Origin of the sequence: Sorangium sp. KYC3313 (assembly GCF_052075895.1) — a bacterium.
Classification (GTDB): domain Bacteria; phylum Myxococcota_A; class Polyangia; order Polyangiales; family Polyangiaceae; genus Sorangium; species Sorangium cellulosum_B.
On record NZ_CP197255.1, the window covers coordinates 8,947,669 to 8,960,486 of the forward strand.

Genomic DNA, 12,818 nt, shown 5'->3' on the forward strand with positions numbered 1-12,818 from the left:
GATGCACCATGAGAGGCGGGCGCTTCGTCTACTTGGGTCTCTGCGCGAGCGTCGGGGCGGCGCTCTGGGCCTCGGGCGCGTGCTCCGCGACGGCGCGCGACCGGCAGGCGCCTGGCGAGGGCGGCGGCGGAGGCGCGACCAGCGCCACGACCGCGGAGGCGGGCGCCGGCGGACGGGTGGAGTCGACGGGCTCCTGGGCCGATTTCGGCGACGGCGGCGCGCCGGCGGAGGAGGGCCCGTCGCCCGACGAGGACGGCGACGGGTTCACCATCGAGGACGGCGACTGCAACGACGGCGACCCGAACGTCAACCCAGGCGCCGTCGAGGTCGTGATCACGGAGCCCGACCAGAGCGGCGCGGTGCCCGAGCCGGCCGACGAGGACTGCGATGGCGTGATCGACAACGCCCCGCCGGCCTGCGACAGGAACATCGCTCCTGCCGATTTCGACGCCATCCACGGGGCCCACGCGATCGACCTCTGCGCCAGGGCGTCGCCCGGGGACAGGAAGTGGGGCGTGCTGAGCGCGCAGTACGTGCGCGGCGACGGCTCGCCCGCGGAGCCCTCGCCCGCGGTGGGCGTGCTCGATTCCTTCGGCCCCAACGTGCGCCCGCAGGGCGGGTCCCGCCTGCTCGTCCTGTCCTCGGGTCGCGCCCGGATCGCCCGGTGGCCGGGCTCGTGCAACGCGGATAGCTGCAAGAACTACGGGCCGGGCGAGGCGCCGCCCGGCTTCCCGCAAGGCAGTTCCGAGTGCGGTCCCTCGGCGAACATCAACGACGACATCGCCCTCGAGCTCGTCCTCCGCACGCCGACGAACGCGACAGGCTACGAGTTCGCGTTCAAGTTCTACACCTTCGAATACCCCGAGTTCGTCGAGGACTGCTTCAACGACCAGTTCGTCGCCCTGGCGACGCCGGCCCCGCCAGGGTCGCTCAACGGCAATCTCTCGTTCGATAGCCTTGGCAACCCCGTCAGCGTCAAACTCAGCTTCTTCGAGGTCTGCGAGGCGTGCCCGCTCGGGACGGACGAGCTCGAGGGCACCGGCTTCGGGCTCTGGAACGACGCCGGCGCGACCGGCTGGCTGCGCACGCGGGCCCCGGTGACCGGCGGCGAGGAGCTCAAGCTGCGGTTCATGATCTTCGACACCGGCGACGAAAGGCTCGACTCGACCGCGCTCGTCGACGGCTTCAAGTGGGTCGCGAACGGCGGCACCGTCCCGCTCGAGACCGCGCCCGTCGAGGATCCCCGGTAGCGCCCCGGCGTCCGGACGCCCCGAGCCCTCCGGCTCACGCGCGCCGGCCGCGGCGCGGCGCGAGGTGGACCGCGCGCCGTGACCGGCGCGATCCCGTATTTTACGGCCGGGATTGTTGCGCAAATCGATACGATACCGCGATGCTGCTCCCTTCCTTGGAGAACCTCGCCTGCTTCGAGGCCGCGGCGCGGACGCTGAACTTCCGGACCGCAGCGCGCGCCGTCGCGCTCAGCCCCGCCGCGTTCGGCCAGCGCATCCGGCAGATCGAGGAGCAGGTCGGCGCTCCGCTGTTCGAGCGCACCACGCGCCGGGTGCAGCTGACGCCGCGCGGGCTCGCCTTGCTGCCGCGCGCCCGCCAGTGCCTGGCGCTCGCCGAGGACTGCCTCCGCAGCGCGATGGGCCCCGCGCCCGCGCCGGTCGAGCTGACGCTCGGCACGCGGTTCGAGCTCGGGATGTCGTGGATCGTCCCCCAGCTCGGCGCGCTGACGCGGCGGCGCCCCGAGCTGACGCTCCACCTCTACTTCGGCGCCTCCGACGACCTGCTGAAGCGCCTCTACGACCGCAGCGTCGATTGCGTCGTCACCAGCGCGCGCTGGAGCGCCACGACCCTGGCGGCGGAGACGCTGCACGAGGAGCGCTACGCGTTCGTCGCCTCCCCCAAGCTGCTCCGGCGCGAGGCGTTCGCCCGCCCGGAGCACGCGTCGCGGCACTGCCTGCTCGACATCGACCCGACCATGCCGCTGTTCCGGTACCTCGCGGATCAGGCGGGCGGCGCCGGCTGCTTCGCGTTCGCGCGGCACCGCTGGGTGGGGCTCGGCGCCGCCATCAAGGCGCTGGTGCTCGCCGGCGAGGGCGTCGCCGTGCTGCCGCGCCACATGGTCGCCGCCGAGCTCCGCGGCGGCAAGCTGAAGCGGCTCCTGCCGTCCGCGCCCCTCGCGCGCGATCACTTCCGGCTCATCTACCGGCGCGACGACCCGCGGAGCTCGCTCTACGCGAAGCTCGCCGAGTCGCTGCGCGCGGTGCCGATCCAGTGAGGCGCGCGCTCGCCAGCGCCGCGCGGAGCGGGCTGAACGGCGTAGACTCCCGGCCGAGGACCATGAGCGAGCTCCCCGGCGCCGGCGCGCGCCTCCCCGCGACGCCGATCACGGCGCAGGACATCAACGGCGGACCGGACCCGGAGCGCCGCGCCCCCTTCGTCATCACGGCGCCCGGCGTGTACGCCCTCGTGGAAGACGTCGACTGGGTGGCGCCGGACGCGAACGCGCGGGCCATCACGATCGCGAGCGATGACGTCACCCTCGACCTGCGCGGCAGGACGCTGCGGCAGATCGACCCTCCGGCGCCCGTCGTCGCCCCCGGCCCGGGCGCGAGGCCTTGCCGGGGCGAGGTCGTCTCCGGGAACGTGGGCGTGTTCGCCGAGGGGAGGACGCGGCTCGTCATCAGGAACGGCAGCGTGCTCGGGATCCAGGGGGTGGGGATCGCCGCCAGGGCGTGCAGCCAGCTGGATCTGCTCGATCTGTCGGTCCGGCGGTGCGGCGGCGACGGCGTGTTCGACACGGGCTTCCTGTGCCGCAACGGCGGGATCTTCGTGATGGGCGCCCGGGACGCGGCCGGCGGCGTCGCCTTCGCAGCAGGGATCCGGATGATCAACTGCGTGTGCTCGGAGAACACGAGCCGGCTCGACTTCGTCGTGACGCTGGGCGCGCTCGTCCTGTTCTGCGACGACGTGCAGGTCAAAGGGTGCGTGTTCAACCGCACGGCGAACACCAGCGCCCAGCCGAGCGGCGTGCAGTTCAACGTCGTCGGCGCCGACTTCGTCATCTGCCGCAACGTGCTCGTGGAGGACTGCGAGGCGCACGACAACACGTCGGGCGGAGAGCCGGCCGGCTTCTTCGCGTGGGGAGAGAACTACAAATTCCTGCGCTGCAGGGCGAACCGGAACTTCACGCTCACCGGGAACCGCGCGTGCGGATTCAACATCTCGACCACGAGCAACCTGGAGATGGTCGAGTGCGAGGCGGACGGGAACTACAACGCGAACCCGGCCGCGTCCGCCGATGCGGTCAAGGACTTCTCCGCGCTCGGCTTTCGCATCGGCAGGGCGGTGTACCGCGGGCTGATCGAGGGCTGCCGCGCGCTCGGCAACCACGGCGCGAGCGCGAACGCGCCCGCCGGCGGCTTCGCGCTCCACTCGACCCGCCACGTGGTGCTGAGGCGCTGCGTGGCCGTGGGGAACAGGAACGCGAGCGGGACCGCCGAGGACGACGGGCTCGCGGCCGGGTTCATCGCCTCGACGCCGCTCGCGGATCCGCAGGGCGGCCTCGTGGGCGGCGAGGGCAACGCGTTCGTCGACTGCATCGCCGACGGCAACACGGTCCACCGCACGCCCCTGTTCGTGCAGCCGCCGGCCCCGCCCGTCGACGCCGGTCCGTCGCGCGGCGATCCGCAGAAGGGCGCGGGGTTCCTGCTCGACAGGCAGCGCGACGCGCGGATCATCGGCTGCCAGTCCGCGAACAACGACGGCAAAGGGATCTGGCTGAGGGCCTGTGCGCGCGCGCTGGTCGAGGGAAACACGCTGTCGAGGAACACGCTTTACGGCATCCAGGACGAGGATCCCGCGGGGCTCAGCGCCTTCACCGGCAACCGGGCGCACCTCAACGGGTCCCGGCACCGCCACAACTACGTCGGCCTGCCGCCGGGCACGCCGGTCCGCAAGTGGACGCTCGGCTCCCCTCCCCTCGACGGCCCTTCGGACGGGATAGCCAACCTCAGCACCCGGCTGCCCTGAGCGCCGCGAGCGCCTCGCGCCGCCGCGCGGCGATCACCGGCCACGGGCGAGCCCGCCCAGCGAGCGGCTTTCGTGATGCCGGCCTCGCCGCCTCTCCGCCTCGCTGGCACGCGCGTCAGCGATTCCCGTCCTGCGCCTGCTCGACACGCGCCCGGATGGCTGCGACGGCGCGCGCCGAGCCGTCCAGGTTCTCCGCGTTGAGGAGGCTCTTCGGAAGCGGCAGCTTCGGCCGGAGGTACACCTCGAGGGACAGGCGCATCGACTGGGCGTCGATCTTCTCGAGCCGCCAGGTGGCCTGGAGATCTTGTACATTGCCGGAGATGAAGCGGGATGAGTACGTCTCGACGCCATCCTCGACGACCGGCTTCTGGATCTCGATGCGCGCCCACATCGTGACCGCGCCCGAAAGGGCCGAGACCTCCATGTAGAGATCCCACCCGCCCGCGGGCGTGCGCCCGAGCAGGCGGCACTTCTTGTAGTGCGGCATGAACTCCGGATAACGCTCGAACGAGAGCACCGCGGCGCGCACGCGCTCCAGCGAGCCCTTCACGACCACCGTCGACCGTCCACGCGCGAATCCGGTGCTTCCGATCGGGACTGCCATGCTCGTGATCCCGGTCGTATCGGGCGCCGGCTGCGCGCGCTCGGCCTGCTCGCCGTCGCTCGTGGCAGCCGGCAGGACATCGCCTCTGTCGCGCTGTGCCGGCAGGCGCGGTACATCCAGGTTGATCCCCCGTTCCCCCGTGCTGCACGCGGTGGCCGCGAGGGCGAGTCCCCCGGCGAGCGCGCGCGAGATCGGTGCGCCATGGCCGGTCGTGGTCGAGCGAGTTCTCCGCATGACGGCCCAGCTTGCCAGCGACGTGCCGGCCGCCCCCATCGCCCCGATGATACCGCGCGACACATCCGCTCGGGCCGCCCCCCACGCTGCCACCGAGAACGGATCACCCGCCCATCGAGCGCGGAAAACACGAGCTCCCTCCGGACTCTCCACGGGTGCTCGGAAGGCCCCCTGTCTCCTCCTTCCCGCTGCTATCGGCTAGGATTCGCCTGAGAGGTAGGCTGTCAAGCTGGGAATGGGGATGCCGGTCGGGCGGCCGAACTGCCAGTCCGCCGACTCGACCCCGACGCCGCCGATGTCGAGGTGGATGAACGGCAGCGCCCCCCCCTTGAGCCCCGAGGCGATGTCGAGGAACGCGAAGGGGAACTGGTGCCCGCGCGGCGTGTTCACCGAGGCGAGGCGGTTCGAGGACACCACGTCCTCGGCGCTCGATCGGGGCGCCACGAACGCGTAGTCCTCGCGCCGCGGCCGGGCGCGCTCCATCGGCTCGCCCCAGCGCTCCGCGAGGACGTCGAGCCTGTCGAGCTCCGGCCGCGCGGCGGAGTTGCCGATCGCGCCGGTATAAGGCCCGTGGGCGCGGTAGACGTGCCCGGTCAGCGTCGCGACCGAGAACACGATAGGGTCGGCCGCGCCGCTCATGGCGAGCTCCCGCCCGAGCGCGAGCAGGTCAGCCAGGATGAGGCGGCCCTCGGCGTCGGTGTTGCCGATCCGAACGCGCACGCCGGCGCGGCTGCGGATGATCTCGTCGCTCACATAGGACTCCTCGCCGATGCTGTTGCGCACGAGCCCGAGGAGCCCGACGATGCGCACGCCCTCCAGGCCGAGCGCCGCGGCCGCGCGCACGAGGCCGGCGACCGCGCCGGCGCCGCCCTTGTCCCGGGACATGCCGGCCATGTGCCCGTCGGTCTTCAGATCGACGCCGCCCGTGTCGTAGGTGACGCCCTTGCCCGCGAGCAGCACCGTTCGCCGGATCTCCCCGCGAGGCCTGTAGTCGAGCCGCACGACGCACGGCCGGTGCCGCTCGACGACCCGCGACGCCCGCGAGACCGCGCTGATGAGCGGATAGTCATCGACGTTGCGCTCGATCTTGACGAGCACCCCCGTCCTGGCGAACGCCGCCTCGCACATCTCGGCGACGCGGCGGGGCGCCATCCGCTCCGGCTCGGTGCCCGTGATGTCGCGGCAGAGCGCCCGACCGACCTCGATGGCCGCGATCTCGCGGGCGCGGGCCTCCGACAGCCCGAGCACCGCGACCGACTCGGCCGAGCGCGGGGCCATCTCCGCCTCCCGCGCCTCGAGCGGCGTCCACTGGCTCCCGAGCGCGGCGAGCGCGCCCACCTCCACGGCCCGCGCGAACCGCGGCGCGGCGCCCACCGGAGCGCGCAAGACGAGCAGCGGCCGGCTCGCCCCCGCGTCCACCGCCCGCGCGAAGCCGGCCGCCGCGGCCTCCGCGACGGAGCGGACGTCATCGATGTCCTCCGAGAGAGGCCCCATCGGCGCGAGCACCAGGCGCCCGCCAGGCACCCCCGGCGCCGGCAGGACGAGCGGAGCACTCTTGCCCTCGAGCGCGGAGTCGACGCGCGCCGCCGCCTCGACCACCGCGCCCACGGCGGACCCGAGCCCCCCCGCGTACTTCGCGATGGGCGATGGCGCGACGAGGACGACAGCATCACACGCCGCGATCGCCGCGTTCGACTCCGCGAGGGCGTTGGCGGGCAGCCCCGCCAGGGAGGTGACATGGACCATGGCGGCGAATGATGTCACATGGGTCAGCATTTTTGCAGCACCCGTCGCCGCCGATAGGGCACCGACAGGGCACCGACATGCGCCCCGAAGAGCAGGCCTGGCGCGCGGGCATGTCGCGAAAGGCCTGGCGCACGCGCCGCGCTCGGCGCGCTCGGCGCGCGCCAGGCCCGCGCGGCGAGCGGCCCAGTGCGCTCGTCCGCCCCTGCGGTCACGCGCGCGGCGGCCGGCGTCGAGCTCCGCGCCGCTTCAGGAGAAGAGCACGACGCTGCGGATCGACTCGCCTTCGTGCATGAGGTCGAAGGAGTGGTTGATGTCGTCGAGCGGCATCGTGTGGGTGATCAGCTCGTCGATCTTGATCTTGCCCTCCATGTACCAGTCGACGATCTTGGGAACGTCGGTGCGCCCCTTGGCGCCGCCGAACGCGGTGCCCTTCCAGACGCGCCCGGTGACGAGCTGGAAGGGGCGCGTGGCGATCTCCTCGCCGGCCCCCGCGACGCCGATGATGATGCTCGTTCCCCAGCCCTTGTGGCAGCACTCGAGCGCCTGGCGCATCACCTTGACGTTGCCGATGCACTCGAAGCTGAAATCGGCGCCGCCCCGGGTCAGATCGACGAGGTAGGGCACGAGATCCCCCGCCACCTCGCTCGGGTTGACGAAGTGGGTCATGCCGAATTTCTCGGCCAGCGCGCGGCGCTTCGGGTTGATGTCGACGCCGACGATGATGTCGGCGCCGGCCATCCGGGCGCCCTGGATCACGTTCAGCCCGATGCCGCCGAGGCCGAAGACCACGACGTTGTCGCCGGGCTTCACCTGCGCGGTGTTGATGACGGCGCCGATACCCGTCGTCACGCCGCAGCCGATATAACAGACCTTGTCGAACGGCGCGTCCTCGCGGATCCTGGCGACGGCGATCTCGGGCAGGACGGTGAAGCTCGAGAAGGTCGACGTGCCCATGTAATGGTGAATCCGCTCCTTGCCGATCGAGAATCGGCTCGTTCCGTCCGGCATGAGCCCGCGCCCCTGCGTGGCGCGGATGGCCTGGCAGAGGTTGGTTTTTCCGCTCGTACAATAAGAGCACTGCCGGCACTCGGGCGTGTAGAGGGGAATCACGTGATCGCCCTTCTTGAGGCTCTTCACGGACGGCCCGACGTCGACGACGACGCCCGCGCCCTCATGGCCGAGGATCGCGGGGAAGAGTCCCTCCGGATCCTTGCCCGAGAGCGTGTAAGCGTCGGTATGACAGACGCCCGTCGCCTTGATCTCGATGAGGACCTCGCCCTCGCGAGGGCCCTCCACCTGGACGTCCTCGACCGTCAGCTTCTCGCCGGCCTTGTGGGCCACGGCTGCGCGCGCTTTCATGATCGGTGGTTCTCCTCCCGCAAGCGGGGCGTTCGGGGCCCGAGCGGCGCCCGAGCCCCTCCAATAGCCGGGCGGGGAAGCAGGTTTCAAGGGGAACCCCGCTGGCGCCGCCCCGCCTCGCCCGCCGTCCAGCCTGCCCGCATTGCGCCGCCCGGCCTGCCCGCATGCGCAGCCCGCTCGCTGCCCGCGCCGCCACCCGAGGATGGCGTTCGCGTGACAGCACGCGTACGATCACCCCGCTGTCCTTATGAACACACTCCGTTGCCCACCGGGTCTCCGCGCGCTCATCACGACAGCCGCGCTGGTCCTCGTCGCCTGCACCGGCGAGAGCCCGCCTGCTGGCGAGGCGGCCGGCAAGGGCGCTGGCGGCGCCGGCGGCGGCGGCGGCGGCGAGAGCGCCTCCTCCGAGGGTGGCCACGGAGGACAGGGAGGCGCGCCGAGCGACACCGTGGCGTGTGTCGACGAGTGCCCCACGGAGAGCGCTGGTATCACGCTCGGCTGCAAGAAGCGCTTCATGTTCGGAATGAACTACGCGTGGCACAACTTCGCCGGCGACTTCGGCGGCATCGCCGCGTGGGACAAGCGCGGCGTCGCGGCCGAGGCGGAGACGCACGCGAAGAACCTCGCCGACATCCGTGCTCACGGGGCGAGCGTCGTGCGGTGGTGGATGCTGCCGGAGATCCGGGGCGAGAGCGTCGTCTTCGACACGAGCGAGAACCCGACCGGCCTCGGCGGGACGGCGCGGCGCGACGTCCAGAAGGCGCTCGAGCTCGCGGAGCAGGCGGACGTCAACCTGGTGTTCTGCCTGTTCTCGTTCGACAACTTCCACCCGACCCGGCTCGACGCCGACGTGAAGACCATCGGTATCACCTCCATCGTGAAGGACACAAAGCGGCGCGCGAAGCTGATAGACAAGGTCGTCCGGCCGATCGCCAGGGCCGTGGCGCAGAGCCCCTACCGGCACCGGATGGTCGCGTGGGACGTGATCAACGAGCCCGAGCTGGCCATGACCGGACCGAGCCCGGACGACGGCCCTCGCTACGAACCCGACTCCCAGGTGGACCCGGTCGAGCACGCGCAGATGGCGGCGTTCCTCGGCGAGGCCATCCAGGCGCTGCGCGCGGAGAGCACGGCGCTCGTCACGATCGGCTCGGCGTCGATGAAGTGGGCGCGGTCCTGGCGCAACACCGACGTCGATTTCTACACATTTCATATCAACGACCGGGTCAACCTGTACTGGCCATACAACCAGTCGCCCAAGGACTACGGCATCACGGACAAGCCCGTCATCATGGGAGATTTCCCCATCGCCGGCCTGGCGACGGCCGCTTTGCCGACGCTCCTGGAGAGCTGGTACAGCCACGGATACGCCGGCGCGATCAGCTGGGCCTACAGCGACGCGACCACGGCCGAGCTCGAGACGATCAAGGCCTTCGCCGAGGCGAAGGGCTGCGGCGTGACGTACTGAGAGCCCCTCTCACGACAGCCAGTAGTCGACGAGAGACGCGCCCGTCACGTCGTGGGCGACCCCGGCCGCGATCGCCCACTGGGCCAGCGCGCGGCCGAGCGCCGCCATGGTCGTGAAGCGCCCGTCAGGGTCCTTGGCCAGGCCGCGCTCGATGATCTCCCAGAGCCGCGGGTGCAGCTCGAGGGCCTCCGGGCGCGGCGGGGCGGCGCGCAGCACGTCGTGCACGATGGAGATGCTGCTCGGGCCGCCGAACGGGCGACGGCTGCTCACGAGCTCGTAGAGCACGACGCACGCGCTCCACACGTCGGCGCGCGCGTCCGACTCCTGCCCGCCGCGGACCTGCTCGGGCGCCATGTAGGCCGGGCTCCCGACCAGCGTCTCCCTCCGCTCGTCGCCCGCCGCGCGCACCGCGGTGAACGCGATCCCGAAGTCGATCAGCTTGGGGACCGTGCGGCGGCCCTCGCGCACGAGGACGATGTTCGCCGGCTTCACGTCCCGGTGCACGACCCCCGCGCCGTGCGCCGCGCCGAGCGCGCCGATCACGGGAAGGAGCAGCTGGACCGCGGAGATGGGCGACATCGCGCCCGACTCGGCGAGCGCCTGGGCGAGCGACCGGCCCTGGAGGAGCTCCATCACCGCGAACGGCTCTCCCTCCTCCGTGAAGCAGAGATCGAAGATCCGCACGGCGGCGCGGTGCGACACCCGCGCCGTCGCCTGCGCCTCCCGGGTCAGCCGCGAGGCGGCCTCGGGGACGGCGCAGTCGTGACGGATGAGCTTCAGCGCGACATCGAGGTTCAAGGAGAGATTCCGCGCCTTCCACACGGCGCCCATGCTGCCCTCTCCGAGGAGCTCAGTGAGGCGATAGCGCCCCCCGAGGACGTCGCCTGGGGCGTAGCGCCGCAGCGCGGCGGAGCACGGGTCGTTCGCAGGAACCGCCAGGGCGGCAGCGGGGGGGGGCGCGCCGGCAAGGCCGGTCCGCAGCGTGGCGGGCGGTACGCTCGCCGGGGTGGCCGGAGCGTCGCTCGGCGCCTCCAGCGGCGCGACGTCCCCGCCGTGACGGAAGGCCGAGCCGGACGGCCGCGACAGGCGGCCCGACGTCCGGAGGTCGACGGGCTCGAACGGAGGGCGGTGAGAGGAAGGCCAGCGCGGAGACCGCGGCGAGCGGTACGCACGCTGAGAGGCTCGGCCCCCGCTCGGGGGGCGGGAGCGATTCGACGCGGGATCCATCGAGCCGCCATGTGGCGTCGTGGAGCTGTCAGTTCGGTGGCTGTCCATGTCCTTGCCAACGTGTGCTGCAAGGAGCAGGCCGATGAAAATCGCCGCAGATCCGCCTCTTTCCCGCCCGGTCGCGGCGCCGGGATTGCGGTGTGGAGGCATCAGATCCGGCGCCCGCGGCCATCGGCCCGCCCCGGGGGCTGCGCGCCGTCCGCCGCGACCGGCGCGCGCGTCTTCCGCGACCGCGACGCGTCGTCCGCCGGCGCGGTTCCGGGACGAGCGCGCGACCGATCCGTCGGCGCAACGGTCGTCGCACGACGCATTCCCTGCACGCCACACCGGCGCTCGACGGGTACATCGACAGCGGATGTCGGTCAGGATCGCCCGATAGCCAGCGAGGCCCCCACGGGGGCGCGCGCCGGGGTCGCCGCGGCGCGGTCGCCCCTCGCGCCGCTCAGCGGGCGGAGCCGGGCACGACGCGCCCCTTGAACGCGATCGGCACCTCGAGGGCCCTGGCCGCCTCGACGAGCAGCGCGTGCTCGCTCTCGTGGATCACGCCGTCGGCGGCCACGAGGCGGACGGCCAGCTCGATCGCGGCCTCGCGCATCCGCACGTCGGGCAGGCGGACGCGCAGCGCCGCGAAGCGGCCGCTCCTGCCCTCCTCGCGCACCGAGCGCTCGATGATGGAGAGGAGCGACTCGACGAGGTCGGCCCCGATGCGCCCCTCGCTCATGGCCGTCACGTGCCGCGCGAGCTCGGCGCGCTCGGCCTCGTTGATGGATCCGTCAGCGTAGGCTGCGAGGAACATGATCTCGACCATCGCCTCGAGCCTGTTGATCTCGAGGTGACGAAACGAAAGCTGCGTTTCTTCCATCATGAGGTCCTCAGGATAGCGTATCACGGCCGCGCTCGACACAGCGCCCCTGAGCCCGCTCAGTAACGGCGCTCGCCGCGCGGTGACGGCGCTCGCCGCGCGGCAACGGCGCTCGCCGCGCGGCAACGGCGCTCGCCGCTCAGTAACGGCGCTCGCCGCGCGGCGACGGCTTCCAGGAGCGCGCGGCGAAAGTTCTCGTCGAGCGCGACGCCGGTCGGTGCTCAACTCTCCCCACCATGAGCACCACCACCCCGACCGACCTCTTCCTGTCGCTGACGCCGCACAAGGTGATCGAGGCCGTCGAGGCCGCGGGCGTCCACTGCAACCGCGTCTGCTACCCGCTGAACTCGTTCGAGAACCGCGTCTACGAGGTCGAGCGCGAGGATCGCACCCGGGTCATCGCTAAATTCTACCGGCCGGGGCGCTGGACGCGGGAGCAGATCCTCGAGGAGCACCGGTTCCTCGCGGAGCTCGCGGACGCCGAGATCCCCGTCTGCCCGACGCGCCCGTTCCCCGACGGCGAGACGCTCAAGCAGATCGACCACATCCCGTACTGCCTCTTCGAGCGCATGGGCGGCCGCGCCCCCGACGAGCTCGGCGACGAGCTGTTCGTGCGCCTCGGCAGGCTCGCCGCCCGCATCCACAACGTGGGCGCGGCCAGCGCCGCCGAGCACCGCGTCCGGCTCTCCGCCGACACCTACGCGCGCGAGGACCTCGGCTGGCTCGTCGAGCGCAAGCTCATCCCCGCCGCCGTCGAGCGGCGGTACCTCGCGGCCGCGCGCGCCGTCGCGGACGCGGCCGAGGAGCGCCTGCGCGGCGTCGACGTGCACCGCATCCACGGCGATCTGCACCCGGGCAACCTGCTCCTGCGCGACGGCGCGCTCCGCGTGCTCGACTTCGACGACATGGTCGTCGGCCCCGCCGTGCAGGACCTGTGGCTCCTCCTCCCCGGCCGCGACGAGGCCGCCCGGCAGCAGCGCGAGCTCTTCATCGAGGGCTACGAGGAGCTCCGCCGCTTCGACCGCTCGACCCTCGGGCTGATCGAGCCGCTCCGAGGGCTCCGCATGATCCACTACGCGGCGTGGATCGCGCGGCGATGGCACGACCCCATCTTCCCGAGGACCTTTCCGCACTTCGGCACGGAGGCGTACTGGCGCGAGGAGGCGAGCGCGCTCGAGGAGGTGCTCCAGCTGACGCGCGACGGAGACACGGGCGGCCCCGGCGGCGCCGCGGACGAGCCGCCGCCGAGCGGGGGCAAGTACTTCTGGGACCTGAACTGA

Annotated in this window: 10 protein-coding genes; 5 read left to right on the plus strand and 5 right to left on the minus strand. The window is 72.2% G+C overall.

Annotated features, from left to right (window positions below):
* Window positions 1-8 precede the first annotated feature (8 nt).
* The 3 genes from ACSRUE_RS33930 (at window position 9) to ACSRUE_RS33940 (ending at window position 4,038) form a co-directional block, all read left to right on the plus strand.
* A complete protein-coding gene (locus tag ACSRUE_RS33930; protein ID WP_441287210.1) occupies window positions 9-1,250 on the plus strand; it encodes a putative metal-binding motif-containing protein in 1,242 nt (413 codons plus the stop codon).
* A 140-nt stretch (window positions 1,251-1,390) separates the two neighbouring features.
* The gene (locus ACSRUE_RS33935) at window positions 1,391-2,284 is read left to right on the plus strand and encodes a LysR family transcriptional regulator (protein WP_441287211.1); all 894 of its coding nucleotides are present in this window, start codon (window positions 1,391-1,393) and stop codon (window positions 2,282-2,284) included.
* 62 nt (window positions 2,285-2,346) lie between these two features.
* Complete coding sequence (locus ACSRUE_RS33940; protein ID WP_441287212.1) at window positions 2,347-4,038, plus strand: right-handed parallel beta-helix repeat-containing protein; 1,692 nt, start codon at window positions 2,347-2,349, stop codon at window positions 4,036-4,038.
* Between the two features lie 115 nt (window positions 4,039-4,153).
* Here ACSRUE_RS33940 and ACSRUE_RS33945 read toward each other — a convergent pair whose 3' ends face one another.
* The 3 genes from ACSRUE_RS33945 to ACSRUE_RS33955 form a co-directional block, all read right to left on the minus strand.
* Window positions 4,154-4,915, minus strand: a complete 762-nt coding sequence (locus tag ACSRUE_RS33945) for a type II toxin-antitoxin system RatA family toxin (protein WP_441287213.1) — start codon at window positions 4,913-4,915, stop codon at window positions 4,154-4,156.
* Between the two features lie 159 nt (window positions 4,916-5,074).
* A complete protein-coding gene (locus tag ACSRUE_RS33950) occupies window positions 5,075-6,640 on the minus strand; it encodes an aminopeptidase (protein WP_441287214.1) in 1,566 nt (521 codons plus the stop codon).
* 228 nt (window positions 6,641-6,868) lie between these two features.
* Entirely contained in the window at window positions 6,869-7,981 is a 1,113-nt protein-coding gene (locus ACSRUE_RS33955) for an S-(hydroxymethyl)glutathione dehydrogenase/class III alcohol dehydrogenase (protein ID WP_441287215.1), read from the minus strand.
* A 247-nt stretch (window positions 7,982-8,228) separates the two neighbouring features.
* Here ACSRUE_RS33955 and ACSRUE_RS33960 point away from each other — a divergent pair, with 247 nt between their 5' ends.
* Window positions 8,229-9,449 (plus strand): hypothetical protein, encoded by a 1,221-nt coding sequence (locus ACSRUE_RS33960; RefSeq protein WP_441287216.1) that lies wholly within the window; start codon window positions 8,229-8,231, stop codon window positions 9,447-9,449.
* Between the two features lie 9 nt (window positions 9,450-9,458).
* Here ACSRUE_RS33960 and ACSRUE_RS33965 read toward each other — a convergent pair whose 3' ends face one another.
* On the minus strand, window positions 9,459-10,280 hold the full coding sequence (locus tag ACSRUE_RS33965; RefSeq protein ID WP_441287217.1) for a serine/threonine-protein kinase: 822 nt from the start codon (window positions 10,278-10,280) through the stop codon (window positions 9,459-9,461).
* A gap of 838 nt (window positions 10,281-11,118) precedes the next feature.
* Window positions 11,119-11,541 carry a tellurite resistance TerB family protein gene (locus ACSRUE_RS33970; RefSeq protein WP_441287218.1) on the minus strand — a complete coding sequence of 141 codons (423 nt, stop codon included), beginning with the start codon at window positions 11,539-11,541 and terminating at the stop codon, window positions 11,119-11,121.
* 233 nt (window positions 11,542-11,774) lie between these two features.
* Here ACSRUE_RS33970 and ACSRUE_RS33975 point away from each other — a divergent pair, with 233 nt between their 5' ends.
* The gene (locus ACSRUE_RS33975) at window positions 11,775-12,818 is read left to right on the plus strand and encodes a serine/threonine protein kinase (protein ID WP_437768363.1); all 1,044 of its coding nucleotides are present in this window, start codon (window positions 11,775-11,777) and stop codon (window positions 12,816-12,818) included.